Below are 14,362 nucleotides of genomic sequence, written 5' to 3'. Positions count from 1 at the left end.
GCGGTGGCCCCGGTGCCGTCGGCGACCTGAACGCCGGCGGTTCCGGGGCCAGGTCCGGCTCACGCCTCCGGTGCCGGCACCACGCTCAGGTGGCTCGCCGAGCGCCGCGGGCGGCGTGTTCTGCGGGGGACGTCCGCCGGGCGCCGCGTCTCACGGGGCACCAGTGTCAGCCTCGTATAACCCGCGTTCTCGAGGACGCCGGGGGTCTCGCACACGATGCGGCACGCGGTGGCGCCCCAGTGCGGGTCGGGGTGCAGCAACGGGCGTACGGCGCCGTCCTGTTGGACGGCCTCCTCGCCGACCGCGCGGATCCAGTGCGGCAGGCCCTGGCGGTAGGCCGCCTCCATGATCGGGTCCTGGGCGATGTCCCGGCGGATGGACTGGAGTCCTCGGTCCTGGGCGTGCCGCTCCAGGGCGGCGGCGAACTGGGCGAGCATCGGCAGGCACCAGCTCGACTCGTGCTCGCCGAGGACCGTGCCCGCGTCGGGATGGAAGAGGACGAAACGGAGGAAGTTGTCGCCCGGCATGGCCGTGGGATGCGGGCCGACCGCGTGGAAAAGTGTCTCGAACGCGGCGTTGCAGAGGACCACGTCCCACCGGTGGTCGAGGACGACAGACGGGAAGGGCACGGCCTCCAGAAGTGTGGCGTAGTCCCGCAGATACGCCTGGGCCTCGGGACTCTCGGGGACGGGTCGCGGCGCAGGCCGCTGCCCACCTGCCTGAAATGCCATCGGGAGGTCACCCCTCTTGCTCATGCGGCCTTCACGCGGCGCCCTGATCCTGCTGCCCCGCTATAAGTCGTGTCAACTATCGTGGCATTTCATGCCCGTTGAAGGCTGAATCTGGCCACAGATGTGGCGAGAGCTGGATGTGAGTTCGAACAACCCGCTACTCTCTCCGGGCAGTTCACAGCAACCACGACGACGTACACGCAGAAGACGTAGGAGACCTGTCGGTGACGGATGGCTACGAGGTTCCGGGCGCCACGGCGACGGTGCTGCTGTCCGCGGTCGTGGTCCGTGTCACCGCCCTCGCGGACCGACTCGGCGTATCGCATGCCGAGGTCTTCCACACCGGGCGGCTCTCCGTCGCGTCCGGTGTCCCGGAGAGCGTCGTCAAGGCCCTGCTGAGCGGGCAGAGCGCCGGCGAACCCGACCTCCAGGCCCGTTTCCTTCAGCGGCTGGGCCTGCTGCGCCGCACCCGGCTCAAACCGAACGGCCGTAAGTACACCCAACAGGAGATCGCCGACGGCGCCGGAATGTCCCGCCAGCAGGCGGGCGCCCTCATCAACGGCGACCGGCGCCCCACCATGGAGCACTGCGACGCCATCCAGCGCTTCTTCAGAGTGCACGCCGGATTCCTCACCGCCGAGGACCCCGAAGCACTCGCGGGCGCCCTGAGAGCCTCCGAGCAGGAGCTCCTCCAGCAGCTCGCGGACCGTGAGCGCGAGGCGGCGAGGACCGTCGACGACCCGCTGGAGCGGCTGTTGCAGGACCACGGTGTCCGAGGAATCGCCTGGCGGGCCGCGCAGCTGCCCTCCGACCAGCATCGCGACAAGGTCGCCGAATGGCTGGACATGCTTCTGGAGAGCGTCAAGCGGCCGGAGTCGTGATCCGAGGGATGACTGTGAACATCGGCAAGCAGATGCGCCGCCTGTGCGGCGAGTTGGTGACCGAGCTGAAGCTTCCGGCACCCGCGGAACCCGCCGACCTCTACGCCGCCCTGTGCGCAGCCATGAGCAGGCGGCGTGGCCGTCCCGTCCTGTTCCGCGCGGCACCCTTCCCGCCCGGCACGGCCAGCGGGCTGTGGCTCGACATGGCCGACCAGGACCTCATCGTGGTCGAGGAACGCACCGCTCCCGACCACCAGTTGGTGATCCTGGGCCACGAGTTGTGGCACATGCAGGCCGGGCACTGCGGCCACCATGTCGAGGGCGCCGCCGTCGCCGCCCGGCTGCTCAGCGACTCCGCGGACCTCCAGGCCACGGTCCGGAAGGTGGCCGCCCGCACCCGCTCCCACCTCACGGACGAGCAGGACGCCGAGAGCTTCGGCCTGCTGCTGGCCAGCAAGTGCCGTACGTGGCTGGCCGGTTCGGCGCACCGGCCGGTACGGCGGGACCAGCTCGCGGGCCGGATCGAGGCCTCCCTGGGCTACCGCCGGCCGCAGAACTGAGGGAGCGCCGGGGGTGAACGACTCCAGCTACTACGTTCCGTCCGCCGCGATGGTGATCGTCCTGCTCCTCAAGGGCCGGGCGATACTGCGCGCCTGGCGCGACCCGTTGCTGCGGTCGGTGTACACGCTGCTCCTGCTGTCCGTGCTGGTGTTCCTCTTCGCGGCCCCGCCGACCATCTCCTGGGTCAACCGCGTCACCGCCGTCCCGAACATCTCGGCGCCGCTCGTGTACTGCCTGCTGAGCGCCTTCAGCGCCTCGTGTCTGGTGCTGATCATCAACTGGCGCGGCGGCCCGCCCGAGGCCACCCGACGTGCCTCGCGCCGCTGGATCGCCGGGTACGCGGTGGTGATCGTGGCGACGGCGGCGCTGTTCGCCCTCGGTGACGCGCCCGAGCAGCGCCTGCGCGACTTCGACACGCACTACGCCAACACGCCGTTCATCCGCGAGATGATCGTGCTGTACCTCGTCGCGCTCACCGTCTCGAACATCGCGATGAACATGGTGTGCTGGCCGTGGGCGCTGCAGGTGCACGGCTGGCTGCGGGTGGGGCTGCTCGTCATCGTGGCCGGCTTCTTCTGCAACATCGCCTTCGCGGCCACCAAGCTGACGGCTGTCGTCGCCCGCTGGAACGGCGTGGACCTCGACTATCTGAGCACCTATGTCGCCCCCGCGATGGCCGCCGCCGCGGAGGTCGTCACCGCGGCCGGCTTCTGCATCCCGCTGGCCTTCCAGCGCGTCGAGGACGTGTGGAGCGCCTGGTCGACGTACCGCCGCCTCAGCCCGCTGTGGCGGGAGCTCGCCCCGCTGTCGGAACACGGCGACCGCACGGTCCGTATCGCCTGGTGGTCACCGGCCGAACTCCGGGTCACCCAGCGGGAGTCCGACATCCACGACGGCATGCTCAGCCTGTACCCGTACTTCGACCCGGCCGTACGGACCCGGGCCTACGACGCGGCCCGCGCCGCGGGCTCCTCCCCCGACGGCGCCCGCGCCGAGGCGGACGCGGCCATGGTGACGGCGGCGTTACGGGCCAGAGCGGCGGACCCGGAGGGCAAGGTCATCACCGCGGCAGCAACAGAGAACGACACCCCGCCCCCGCCAGCCGGAGGCCCCCGAGACCTGGTCGGCATGTCCCTCGCCCTACGCAGATCCCCGGTAGTGGCCGAAATACGGGAGAGAAGCGCCCCGTAAGGGGCGCGGGGAACTGCGCGACCAGCCACAACCCACCCGCACCCAAGGGACGCGGCCAACTGCTTTTAGGGTGGCGCGGGCAACTGCTTTCAGAGGCGCGCGGCCCAACTGCTTTTAGGGGCGCGGGGAACTGCGCGACAAGCCACAACGCACCCGCACCCGGACTCTCACCCGCACCCGAGAGGCCGAACTCACCTACGTCGCACTACGCTCACTCACCTCACGCAAACCCTGTTCCCCCGCCTGCCCGGCCCGCCCATCCACCAACAGCTCCCGCCAGTGCTCCCGACTCCACGCCGCCGGCGCACTCCCCCCGGTGAACTCCTCCACCAGCGCCACGAACCGCGCCGGATCACTGTGGAACGGAAAATGCCCGGCCCCCTCGAACACCTCCAGGCGACTGCCCGGCATCGCCTCGTGCGCACGGTACGCGTGCCGCACCGGCACCACGCTGTCCCGGTCCCCCCACAGCAACATCGTCGGCATGCCCTCGGTGAGATAGCACCGGTCGAGCATCGTCACGACCTGCCCCCGCCAGTCGACCACCGCGCGCAGCGTACGGATGAAGGCGTTGCGCGCGGTCTCGTCGGGCAGTGCGTCGACGAGGGTGAGCAACTCGGTGGCGTCCTGCCCCAGACCGGTGCCCAGCAGCTTCATCAGCCGCACCACGAGGCCCACTTGAAGCCGCATCCCGGGCAACCGCAGCGCGGACAATGCGAGATGGGCGCCGGGCAGCGAGACCGCCCGCAGGACGGGATTGACCTCGCGGCCCACTCCGCCCGCGCTGACCAGGATGAGCCGCTCGGTGCGCTCGGGGAACTGGTAGGCGAACTGCATCGCCACCCCACCGCCGAGGGAGTGCCCGACGAGCGTCGCGGACTCGATACCGAGGGTGGTGAGCAGGTCGCGCACCCCGTTGGCGTAGGCGGCCACCGAGTAGTCGGCGCGCGGCTTGTCGGAGGCACCGTGGCCGAGCAGGTCGGGGGCGATCACGGTGTGGCTGCGGGCGAGGTCGGGGATCAGCTCGGCCCAGGTCGCCGAGGAGTCCCCGATGCCGTGGATGAGGACGAGGGCGGGGCCCTCGCCGGCCATCCGGAAGGCCCGGCGGTATCCGTGCACGACGCGGTACCGCAGTTCCAGCTCACCGTCGCCCACCGACCGCAGCCGTACGGCGCGTGCCGGTCCGTGACGTGGAATGTCCGTCACACCGCTCGCCTCCCCGCTCCCCGTGCCCTGATCCGGTTGTCGAAAACCCTTTCCCCCTGAGCGTAGAACCCCATTCCCACAAGGCGTTTCGAGGAGGTTTCGCCTCCGCTAAGCGAGCGAACCGACGGGTGAGGAACCGCGATTGTCAGTGGCGGGCGGCAAGCTTGGAGACGCAGGGATGAGCAGAGCTGAGCCGAGATGACGCCGACATGGGGAGAGCCGTCCGATGCCGACCGCCGTACTGACCGACCGTGAGCGCACCGCCGTCCAGGCCTACTTGCGGCTGCTGCACACCGTCCGCGCAGCCTTCGACGTACCACCGGACGGCCGCCGACCACCCGTCGTGCCGCCCGCCGTGCTGGCGGAGGCGGAGGCGGCCCTGGCGCAGGCGGGTCTTGCGGGCAACGAGGAGAGGTTCTTCGAGTTGCTCAGACAGGCTGGTGCGGCACGCTGACCGCCGTGGCCATCAGGCCCCCTCGTACGGTCCAGCGCCCGTGGAAGTACTCGAGTCGCCGGCCGTCGAGGACCGGTCCGGGCACCAGCAGACGGGCCCGGAAGGTGCCGTGCGGATGCGGACCGGAGGCGGTCGTGAAGTCGATCTCGGCCTCGGTGAAGTCCAGCCACTCGCCAGTGAGCGGGAACCACGCCTTGTAGACCGACTCCTTGGCGCTGAACAGCAGCCGGTCCCAGTACACGGGTTCCCCGCGCGCGGGGAACCCGGGCGCGCCCGCGCCGTCCGTCGCCAGTACGAGCAGGTGTGCCCGTTCCACGGGCAGGGACACGGAGTTGAGGACTCCCGCGGGCAGCGGCTCGTGGGGTTCGGCGTCGATGCCGATCGAGGCCAGGTCGGTGGCCGGGACCAGTGCGGCGGCGCAGTAGTCCTCACAGTGGGTCATGCTGCCGACCAGGCCGGCCGGCCACTGCGGGGCACCCCGCTCGCCGGGCAGCACGGGCTGCGGCGGCACGCCGAGCTTCTCCATGGCCCGGCGGGCGCACGCGCGGACGAGAGTGAACTCGTGGACGCGTTTGGGCACCGCCCGGGCCACGATCTCCTGTTCCTCGGGGTACAGCGTCGTGCCCCCGGGCCAGTCGCCCCCGTACGCGCCTACGGCCGTCTCGTCACCGTGTGCTTCCACGGTCACGACCGTGGCCGGAAGCAGCTCCTCGATCATCGGATCCGACCTCCATCGGCAGTATGCGGCGCAGCTTTCCCGGTTCTCCCGGTCGCTTCTGCCATTCGCGGGGGTAGCCCACCGACACTTCTTCGAACCGAACGCCCTCGTGCCAGGTGGTCCGAGGGATGTGCAGATGACCGTAGACCATGGTCGCGACGCGGAACCGGCGGTGCCAGTCGGCGGTCAGCGCGGTGCCGCACCACATGGCGAACTCGGGGTGCCACAGCACGTCCATGGGGTGCCGGTCCAGCGGATAGTGGTTGACGAGCACCGTCGGCAGGTCCTCGGGCAGTTCGGCGAGCCGCCGCTCGGTGTGGGCGACCCGGGCCCGGCACCAGGCCTCGCGGGTGGGATAGGGGTCGGGGTGCAGCAGGTACTCGTCGGTGCAGACGATGCCGGTGCCCTGCGCGTACGCCAGCCCCTCCGCCTTGGTGGCGCAGCCCTGCGGCAGGAACGAGTAGTCGTAGAGAAGGAACAGCGGCGCGACGACCACGGGGCCGCCGGGGCCCTCCCACACGGGGTACGGGTCCTCGGGTGATGTCACACCCAGCTCACGGCACAGGTCGACGAGGTGCTCGTAGCGGGCGACGCCGCGCAGGGTGACCGGGTCCTTGGGGTGGGTCCACAGCTCGTGGTTGCCGGGCGACCAGATCACCTTGCGGAACCGGCCGGCGAGGGTTTCGAGGACCCAGCGGATGTCCGCCACGTTCTCCGACACGTCGCCGGCGACCACGAGCCAGTCACCCTCGGTTTCCGGGCGCATTCGTTCGACGAGGGCACGGTTCTCCGGGTAGCCGATGTGCAGATCGCTGATCGCCAGCAGCTGTCCGGCGCCGTCGGCCGTCGTCTCCACCCCAGCCCCCTTCCGTATCCCGAACTCCGCCCGTGCGGGCGCCCGTTCGGACCCACAAGAACACATCACCGACAGCCGGACAAGTACGGCTGCCGGCCCTCCGTTCACCCGCTCGGCGCAGCTCACCGGGCGGACCGAAGATCATTACAGGGGACCACGGTTGGTGCACAAGGCAACACACGGGGTACTGCTGTCAATTCCGTAACACGCGCGTAGCAGGAACAGGGTCCGCGGAGCCTTATGATCGCCTCAACACTTCCGCCAAAAACCCGGTTCGCACCCGGCGGCTTGTCGTGTTCCCAACTCTCCCCTGGCCGGGCTCGGCCTTGCTTCGCCGCGCCCGTGAACCCTGAAAGGTGGCCCTGCATGGTCTCTCGCGTACGCGTCTGGCTCAACCGCACGTACGCGGAGAACGTGTTCTTCGTGGAACAGCTGCGGAGAAATCCCAGTGACCGCGCGGTGGAGATCCACGCCACCCACGCCGACGCCGACTCGCCCGTGCTGGCCGCCGCCGACACCGCCGCCATGGAGCCCGAGGGCCTGTCCCCGGCCGCGTACGTGGAGTACGCGCTCGACCAGTGCGACCGCCGTGAGATCGACGTGTTCGTGCCGCGTCTGCACCAGGACGCGATCGTCCAGCACCGCGCGGACTTCGAGGCCGTCGGCACCAAGCTGCTCGCGCCGACGCCGGAGGCGGTGGCCGTCTTCCAGGACAAGGCGACCGCGTACCAGGCCGTCGAGGCGGTCGGGGTTCCGGTGCCACCGTGGTGGCGGGTGCGCGATGCCGACGAACTCCTCGTCGCCGTCGAGCAGTTGGAGTCCGCCGGGCACAAGGCGTGCTTCAAGCCGGCGGCGGGCGCGGGCGGGGTGGGCTTCCGCGTGATCACGCGCGCCCCCTTCTCGATGTCTCACCTCAACGGGTTCCCCACCCCCTACGTCCAGTTGGACATGGTGCTCGACGTACTGCGGAACACGGACGAGGACGTCGACTGGCTGGTGATGCCCCGTCTGGAGCAGCCGGAGGTGTCCGTCGACTGCCTCACCGGCCCCGACTCGCGCATCCGGATGGCGATCGGCCGCACCAAGAACGGCCGGCGTCGTGGCTTCACCCTCGACGAGGCCTGGCTGGAGCCCGCGCGGCTCATCGCCGAGGGCTTCGGGCTGCACCACCTGAGCAACATCCAGTTCCGGATGTACGAGGACCGGCCGGTGCTGATGGACGTCAACACGCGTCCGGCCGGCGGTCTGCACCAGCTCTCGCTGTGCGGCATCAACGCCCCTTGGGCGGCAGTGCAGTTGGCGCTCGGCGAGGACCCGGGCGATCTGGTCCCGCCGTTCCTCGGCCAGGACTACGCGGTGATCTCCGCGCCGCGCCCGGTGCGTACGGTGTCGGCGCCCGCGGACGAGGTCCCGACGCCCACGTCCACGCTGCCCGCCGTACCCGCACCGGCGGTCGTCGAGGAGCCGGTCACGGGAGCGACGGCGGAGGCCGCCACGGGAGCGCCGGCGACGGCCACCGCGTAACACCCCTGCCGACCGGACCACTTTCCCGGCGTCGCGGGCCCGTCACTACGGTGACAGGGCCCGTTCGCCGGGGCCGGAAAAGAGCCGTCGCCGGGCCCCCGCATCGGGAAGAATCATCGGCGCGCGGTCGCGGGGGCCGCCCGAGTCTTCGGGAGACAGTCATGGGGGACACGGGCAGAGCTCGGGACAATGGCGGCATCCGCCCGCTGTTCGCCCTCGGCCTTTTCCTCGTCGTGGCCGTCGGCGCGCTCAGCGCCTGCGACCCACCCGGACCCCGGACCCAGGCTGCGTTCCAGGCCGACGTGGCGAGTGACCGCGGCCGGCTCTTCGCAGGCCGCCTCGACTACCGTTCCCAGCTCTCGACCGGGGTGGACGAACCCCGTACCTTCCGGATCACCCTCACCGGTCTGAGCGCCGAGGCCGCGAGCCGGAGCACACTGGACGAAACGCTCACGGAGACCCGGTCGTTCCCGGTGGGCGGGGTGGAAGGGGCCGCCCTGACGGCCACGGACCCCGATGTGCGGGTCACCCTTCTCACCGACGTCGAGGCGCGACAGGTCATCGCCAGGCCGGGGGACGCCGTCGAGTGGTGGTGGAGCGTCTCCTCGAACGAACCGGGCGACTACGAACTCCTTCTGTCGATCACCACCTACCAGGGCGACTCCGACCGCGCCCTGGCCACCCTGACCCCACCGATCACCGTGCGCCTCCATGTCGACGAAACCTGGGACCACAGCCTCGACGCCATGCTGAGCACCATCGTCACCTGGGGCGGAGTCGCAATCGCCCTGACGGCCCTGCTGGCCTTCCGAGCCCCGATCACCACCTTCGTACAGACCCGCAAAAGCACCCGGCAGGAACGGCACCGGGACCACTACCGCGACGGCTACCGCTGAACCCAAGATGGGCGGGCCGCAAAACACGGCCCGCCCATACCCACCTAGGGGCGCGGGGAACTGCGCGACCAGCCCCCACCGCCCCGCAGACAAAGAACCGCCTAACCGGCGGAGCCCCTGGCCAGTCGCAACGTCAGCACCTCGAACGGCCGCAACGCCACCACGACGGAGTCACCCTCCACCGCCGCCTCGGAGAGCGGCCGCTCCAGCAGGTCGGTGATCTGCGCCCCCGCCAACGGGAACCCGGTGCACAGCACACCCTCCGCCCGGCCACCGCGCGACTCGTAGAGGCGCACGACGACATCGCCGGACGCGTCGTCGGCGAGTTTGACCGCCTCGATCGTCACCCCGTCGCCGTCCGCCCACACGACCGGCTCCGGCGCGCCCGCCGCGTCCGCGACGCGCAGCGGCAGGTTGAGGGAGTACCCCTCGGCGACCGCGTCCTCGATGCTCGCGCCGGGCAGCAGCGAGTACGTGAAGCGGTGCTTGCCCTGGTCGGCGCCCGGGTCGGGGATGCGCGGGGCGCGCACCAGCGACAGGCGGACCGTGGTCGTCGTACCGCCGTCCTCGCGGACCGTGCGGGAGACGTCGTGGCCGTACGTGGAGTCGTTGAGGACCGCGACACCGTAGCCGGGCTCGGCGAGGTGCACCCAGCGGTGGCCGGAGACCTCGAAGCGGGCCGATTCCCAGCTGGTGTTGGTGTGCGTGGGCCGCTGGACGTGGCCGAACTGGATCTCCGCACTGGAGTGCGCCGCACGGATGTCCACCGGGAAGGCCGCCTTGAGGATCTTCTCGGCCTCGTGCCAGTCGATCTCGGTCTCGAAGTCGATCCTGGGGCTGCCGGCCCGGACGGTGATCGTCTGGACGATCCTCGACCCCTTGCCGAAGGCGCGCTCCACCCGGATGGCGCCGAGGAGCGGGTCCTCGTCGGTCACCGTGACGGAGGACGTCTCCAGCAGGTCCGTGTAGCGGTTCTGGTAGTGCTTGTCGATGTCCCAGGCGTCCCAGTAGTTCGGGAGGTCGGTGTGGAGGCGGAGCAGGTTGCCCTTGTCGGCGAGGACCTCGCGGTTCGCCTTCAGGTCGCGCACCGAGGCGAGCGTGCCGTCCTCGGCGACCTCCACCCGTACGAGCCCGTTGTCGAGGATGCGTCCGGCGGAGATGGTCACCGGCTGCGGGGGCTCGGCGACGGACAGCGGGGCGCTGCCGCTCGCCGGGACCTCCACGTACATGGGGACGCCCGTCGAGGTGCGGACCACCTCGGCCCGGTCGTAGGGGCTGGTGTTGAACGCGCGGGACTCGCCGCCACCGAGCGCGGCCACCGCCTCGGCGGTGAGTGCCTCCAACTCCTCGGCCACCCGCGCGTATTCGGCCTCGGCCTCGCGGTGCACCCAGGCGATGGACGAGCCCGGCAGGATGTCGTGGAACTGGTGGAGCAGGACCGTCTTCCAGAGGCGGTCCAGGTGCTCGTACGGGTACACGTAGCCCGGCGCGTGCAGCGCGGCCGTGGTCGCCCACAACTCGGCCTCGCGCAGCTTGTGTTCGCTGCGCCGGTTGCCCTGCTTGGTGCGGGCCTGGGAGGTGTACGTGGCCCGGTGCAGCTCCAGGTACAGCTCACCGACCCAGACGGGGGCGTCCGGGTACTCCTCGCGGGCCTTGGCGAAGAAGTCGTCGGGGTGCTCGACCTCGACCGTCGCCGAACCTTCCAAGTCGGCCAGCCTGCGCGCCCGTTCCATGATCTCGCGGGTGGGGCCGCCGCCGCCGTCGCCCCAGCCGAAGGGGGCCAGCGAACGCGTCGCGGCGCCCTTCTCCTGGTAGTTGCGGGACGCGCGGGCCATCTCCTCGCCGCTGAAGCGGGCGTTGTAGGTGTCGACCGGCGGGAAGTGCGTGAAGATCCGGGTGCCGTCGATGCCCTCCCACCAGAAGGTGTGGTGGGGGAACTTGTTGGTCTGGTTCCAGGAGATCTTCTGGGTGAGGAACCACTCGTTGCCGGCGAGCTTGGCGAGCTGCGGGTAGGCCGCGGTGTAGCCGAAGGAGTCCGGCAGCCACACGCCCTTGGTCTCGACGCCGAAGTGCTCGATGAAGAACCGCTTGCCGTGGATGAGCTGGCGGGCCATCGCCTCACCGCCGGGCAGGTTGCCGTCGGCCTCCACCCACATGCCGCCGACCGGCGCCCACTGGCCCTTCTTCACCGACTCCTGGATGCGGGCCCACACCTTGGGGTAGTTGTCGCGCACCCACTCGTACTGCTGGGCCTGCGAGCAGGCGAAGATGAAGTCCTCGTACTCGTCGGCCAGCGAGGTGACGTTGGAGAACGTGCGGGACGTCTTGCGCTTGGTCTCGCGGATCGGCCACAGCCACGCCGAGTCGATGTGGGCGTGACCGACGCCCGAGACCTTGTGGGCGCTGGCGTTGGCCGGCTTGGCCAGCGCGGGCGCGAGGGCCGCTCGTACCTCCGCCGCCGATCCGGCGACGTCATCCAGGTCGAGGAGGTCGAGCGCGCGGTCCAGGGCGTGCGCGATCTCGTGGCGGCGCGGGTCGTGGTCCTCCAGCTCCAGCATCAGTTCGCGCAGCACCTGGACGTCGAGGTCGAGGTGGAAGACCTCTTCGTCAAGGATGGCGAGGTCGGCGCGCCGGAAGGTGTAGATCGGCTTGTCGCCTGCGGTGAGGATGTCACCCATGGGGGTGATCTTGGAGAAGTTCTCGGCGAGGATGTCCGGGTTGGAGGCCGCCTCGACGAGGTAGTCGATCTCCTCGCCGCCCGTGGCCGGGTTGGCGATCGGCACGTACTGGTTGAGCGGGTTGACCGCCTTCAGCGGGGTGCCGTCGGTGAGGTGGACCAGGGCCTCGGCCTGGTTGCCCGGCCAGTCGCCGACGAAGCCGAGGTCGATGACCGCCTCGACGCGCCGGCCGGCCCACTCGGCGGGCACCCGGCCGCGCATCCGGAACCAGGTGGTGCCCCAGGGCGGGCCCCAGGGGGTGTCCATGGCGAAGGGCGCGTAGGACGCGGCCGCCGCCTCCTCGAAGGAGACCGGCTCGCCGGGCGCCTGCCAGGCCTCGACCTCGAAGGGAACCGTGGCCGCGTAGATCGCCGCCTTGATCCGCTGATCGTGGAGTCGCTGGACGCGCTCCTCGATCCGCCGGCGTTCGTCGTGCATGAGAAGTCTCCAGACCAGATACGAGCAGACCCGATACGAATGGGGAAAGCGCTTACTTAAGGTACGCCAGGCCAGGGTGGACCGCGGTGTATCCGTCCACCAGTCTGCGGGCCACGTTCACGGAGTCGACGAGCGGGTGCAGGGCGAACGCCTTGACCGCCGTCGCCCGGGAACCGGACGCGGCGGCGGCGAGCACCTCGCGTTCGACCGCTTTGACCGAGCAGACCAGGCCGGAGGCGTGGTCGGGCAGCGGATCGACGGTGACGGGGTGGGCGCCGTTGGCGTCGACCAGGCAGGGCACCTCGATGACCGCCTCGGCGTCGAGCACCGAGAGCGTCCTGCGATTGCGGACGTTGAGGATCAGCGTGGTGCGCTCGTCGCGGGCGATGGCCCGCATCAGGGCGAGGGCGACCTTCTCGTAGCCCCCGGACAGGTCGTCGGCGTCGCGTTCGCCCGCGCCCGCCGTCTCGCGGGCCTCGGCCATGTAGGTCGCCTCACGCTCGGCGCGGGTGCGGTCCCAGGCGGTGAGGGCGGCGGCGTCCGGCCGCTGCATCTCCTCGTAGAAGCCGGCCTGCTGGTCGCGCAGGAAGGCGCCGCGGGTCTTCTCGGCCGCGCTGTACGCCCGTACGGCCTCGCGGTTGAAGTAGTAGTAGTGCAGATACTCGTTCGGGACGGCGCCCAGGGACTGCAGCCAGTCGGTGCCGAAGAGTTTGCCCTCCTCGAAGGAGCCGAGGAGGTCGGGGTCGGCGAGCAGTCGCGGGAGTTCGTCGCGGCCGTTGACCCTGAGGCCGCGCACCCAGCCGAGGTGGTTGAGGCCGACGTAGTCGATCCACGCCTCGCCGGGGTTGGCGCCCAGCACCCGGGCGATACGGCGGCCCAGGCCCACCGGGGAGTCGCAGATGCCGATGACGCGGTCGCCGAGGTGGCGGGACATGGCCTCGGTGACCAGACCGGCCGGGTTGGTGAAGTTGATGACCCAGGCGTCGGGGGCGACCCGTGCGACGCGCCGCGCGATGTCCTCGGCCACCGGGACCGTGCGCAGGCCGTACGCGATACCGCCCGCGCCGACCGTCTCCTGGCCGAGGACACCCTCGGCCAGCGCCACCCGCTCGTCGTTCGCCCTGCCCTCCAGGCCGCCGACGCGGATCGCGGAGAAGATGAAGTCGGCGCCGGTGAGCGCCTCGTCGAGGTCGGTCGTGGCGCTCACCTCGGGGGCGTCGGGCACCCCGGCCGCCTGCTCGGCCAGGACCCGGGTGACCGCCGAGAGACGGCCCGCGTCCAGGTCGTGCAGGACGACATGGGTCACCCGGCCCTCGGCGTGGTCGCCCAGGAGCGCCCCGTACACGAGCGGCACGCGGAATCCGCCGCCGCCCAGAATCGTCAGCTTCAAGGTTGCACCTTTCCTGCCGTGATGACCTGCACCCCGGCCTCCTGAAGGGAGGACTGCGTCGCCGGGTCCACCGGCGCGTTCGTCACCACCATGTCCAGCTCCCCGGGTCCGCAGACCCTCGCCATGCCCGTGCCGGGGAACTTGGCACGGTCGGCGAGCAGGACGACCCGGTCGGCTGACTTGATCATGGCGCGCTTGACCGGCACCTCGACGACCGTGGTGTCCATCACCTGGCCGCCGGGCCGGATGCCGCTGGTGCCGAGGAAGAGCCAGTCGGCGTGCAGCTGGCGCAGGTTGTCCTCGGTGAGGAAGCCGACCAGGGAGCGGTACTCGCGCCTGACCATGCCGCCGAGCAGCACCAGTTCGATGCCCTCGTCGTCCACCAGCTCCTCGAAGACCACCAGGTTGCTGGTGATCACGGTGAGGCGGCGGCCGTGCAGCTGGCGGGCCAGCCGGTAGGCGGTGGTGCCGATGTCGAGCAGCACGGACTGGCCGTCCTCGACGAGGGAGGCGGCACGGGCGGCTATCGCGTCCTTCTCGGCGACGCGCACCTCGGCGACCTCGGCGAAGGGCTGGTCGCCCTCCTCGACCACGGCGCCGCCGTGTACACGTGTGAGCAGGCCCTCCTCCTCCAGTCGGACCAGGTCACGCCGGATGGTGGCGGGGCTCACGCCCAGTTGCTCGGAGAGATCGGTCACGGCCGCGGGGCCGCCCGAGCGCAGGGCCCGCAGGATGAGTTGATGTCGTCTTTCTGCCAGCACCTGCTGAACAGTACTCGTCATCTTCAATCATTTCTATG

Annotated in this window: 13 protein-coding genes; 6 read left to right on the top strand and 7 right to left on the bottom strand. The window is 70.6% G+C overall.

Annotated elements, in window-relative coordinates:
- Window positions 1-59: 59 nt before the first annotated feature.
- The gene (locus PV396_RS06055) at window positions 60-731 is read right to left on the bottom strand and encodes a hypothetical protein (RefSeq protein ID WP_319201167.1); all 672 of its coding nucleotides are present in this window, start codon (window positions 729-731) and stop codon (window positions 60-62) included.
- Window positions 732-955: 224 nt separating this feature from the next.
- On the opposite strand from PV396_RS06055, the gene PV396_RS06050 reads away from it, so the two are divergent.
- From PV396_RS06050 to PV396_RS06040, 3 genes are read left to right on the top strand one after another with little or no spacing between them, the layout of a single operon-like run.
- A complete protein-coding gene (locus PV396_RS06050; protein ID WP_319201165.1) occupies window positions 956-1,612 on the top strand; it encodes a helix-turn-helix transcriptional regulator in 657 nt (218 codons plus the stop codon).
- Window positions 1,613-1,644: 32 nt separating this feature from the next.
- Window positions 1,645-2,172, top strand: a complete 528-nt coding sequence (locus tag PV396_RS06045; protein ID WP_319202263.1) for a toxin-antitoxin system, toxin component — start codon at window positions 1,645-1,647, stop codon at window positions 2,170-2,172.
- Window positions 2,173-2,185: 13 nt separating this feature from the next.
- Window positions 2,186-3,364 carry an MAB_1171c family putative transporter gene (locus PV396_RS06040; RefSeq protein WP_319201163.1) on the top strand — a complete coding sequence of 393 codons (1,179 nt, stop codon included), beginning with the start codon at window positions 2,186-2,188 and terminating at the stop codon, window positions 3,362-3,364.
- A gap of 195 nt (window positions 3,365-3,559) precedes the next feature.
- On the opposite strand, the gene PV396_RS06035 is transcribed toward PV396_RS06040, so the two are convergent.
- Entirely contained in the window at window positions 3,560-4,570 is a 1,011-nt protein-coding gene (locus PV396_RS06035) for an alpha/beta hydrolase (protein WP_319201161.1), read from the bottom strand.
- Between the two features lie 226 nt (window positions 4,571-4,796).
- Here PV396_RS06035 and PV396_RS06030 point away from each other — a divergent pair, with 226 nt between their 5' ends.
- On the top strand, window positions 4,797-5,024 hold the full coding sequence (locus PV396_RS06030) for a hypothetical protein (RefSeq protein WP_319201159.1): 228 nt from the start codon (window positions 4,797-4,799) through the stop codon (window positions 5,022-5,024).
- On the opposite strand, the gene PV396_RS06025 is transcribed toward PV396_RS06030, so the two are convergent.
- Both PV396_RS06025 and PV396_RS06020 read right to left on the bottom strand, forming a co-directional pair.
- Window positions 4,999-5,742, bottom strand: a complete 744-nt coding sequence (locus tag PV396_RS06025) for a 4'-phosphopantetheinyl transferase family protein (protein ID WP_319201157.1) — start codon at window positions 5,740-5,742, stop codon at window positions 4,999-5,001. The genes PV396_RS06030 and PV396_RS06025 overlap by 26 nt on opposite strands.
- On the bottom strand, window positions 5,690-6,598 hold the full coding sequence (locus PV396_RS06020) for a metallophosphoesterase (protein ID WP_319201155.1): 909 nt from the start codon (window positions 6,596-6,598) through the stop codon (window positions 5,690-5,692). Before PV396_RS06020 ends, PV396_RS06025 begins: the two co-directional genes overlap by 53 nt.
- 366 nt (window positions 6,599-6,964) lie before the next feature.
- Between PV396_RS06020 and PV396_RS06015 the strand changes: the two genes are divergently transcribed.
- Window positions 6,965-8,122, top strand: coding sequence for an ATP-grasp domain-containing protein (locus PV396_RS06015; protein ID WP_319201153.1), 1,158 nt, complete (start codon window positions 6,965-6,967; stop codon window positions 8,120-8,122).
- Window positions 8,123-8,283: 161 nt separating this feature from the next.
- Window positions 8,284-9,018 carry a hypothetical protein gene (locus PV396_RS06010; RefSeq protein ID WP_319201151.1) on the top strand — a complete coding sequence of 245 codons (735 nt, stop codon included), beginning with the start codon at window positions 8,284-8,286 and terminating at the stop codon, window positions 9,016-9,018.
- Window positions 9,019-9,119: 101 nt separating this feature from the next.
- Here PV396_RS06010 and PV396_RS06005 read toward each other — a convergent pair whose 3' ends face one another.
- From PV396_RS06005 to PV396_RS05995, 3 genes are read right to left on the bottom strand one after another with little or no spacing between them, the layout of a single operon-like run.
- Complete coding sequence (locus PV396_RS06005) at window positions 9,120-12,173, bottom strand: alpha-mannosidase (protein ID WP_319201149.1); 3,054 nt, start codon at window positions 12,171-12,173, stop codon at window positions 9,120-9,122.
- A gap of 52 nt (window positions 12,174-12,225) precedes the next feature.
- Complete coding sequence (locus PV396_RS06000) at window positions 12,226-13,563, bottom strand: 6-phospho-beta-glucosidase (protein ID WP_319201147.1); 1,338 nt, start codon at window positions 13,561-13,563, stop codon at window positions 12,226-12,228.
- A complete protein-coding gene (locus PV396_RS05995; RefSeq protein ID WP_319202261.1) occupies window positions 13,560-14,324 on the bottom strand; it encodes a DeoR/GlpR family DNA-binding transcription regulator in 765 nt (254 codons plus the stop codon). The genes PV396_RS06000 and PV396_RS05995 overlap by 4 nt, the downstream gene beginning before the upstream one ends.
- Window positions 14,325-14,362 lie beyond the last annotated feature (38 nt).

The sequence above is a fragment of the Streptomyces sp. ME02-8801-2C genome (assembly GCF_033793965.1).
Lineage (GTDB): Bacteria > Actinomycetota > Actinomycetes > Streptomycetales > Streptomycetaceae > Streptomyces.
This window is presented reverse-complemented; position numbering and strand designations above follow the sequence as displayed.

Excerpts from the sequence above, each read along its gene's own strand:
- PV396_RS06055 (WP_319201167.1), bottom strand. The coding sequence starts at position 731 with ATGGCATTTCAGGCAGGTGGGCAGCGGCCTGCGCCGCGACCCGTCCCC.
- PV396_RS06045 (WP_319202263.1), top strand. The coding sequence starts at position 1,645 with ATGCGCCGCCTGTGCGGCGAGTTGGTGACCGAGCTGAAGCTTCCGGCA.
- PV396_RS06030 (WP_319201159.1), top strand. The coding sequence starts at position 4,797 with ATGCCGACCGCCGTACTGACCGACCGTGAGCGCACCGCCGTCCAGGCC.
- PV396_RS06025 (WP_319201157.1), bottom strand. The coding sequence starts at position 5,742 with ATGATCGAGGAGCTGCTTCCGGCCACGGTCGTGACCGTGGAAGCACAC.
- PV396_RS06015 (WP_319201153.1), top strand. The coding sequence starts at position 6,965 with ATGGTCTCTCGCGTACGCGTCTGGCTCAACCGCACGTACGCGGAGAAC.
- PV396_RS06010 (WP_319201151.1), top strand. The coding sequence starts at position 8,284 with ATGGGGGACACGGGCAGAGCTCGGGACAATGGCGGCATCCGCCCGCTG.
- PV396_RS06005 (WP_319201149.1), bottom strand. The coding sequence starts at position 12,173 with ATGCACGACGAACGCCGGCGGATCGAGGAGCGCGTCCAGCGACTCCAC.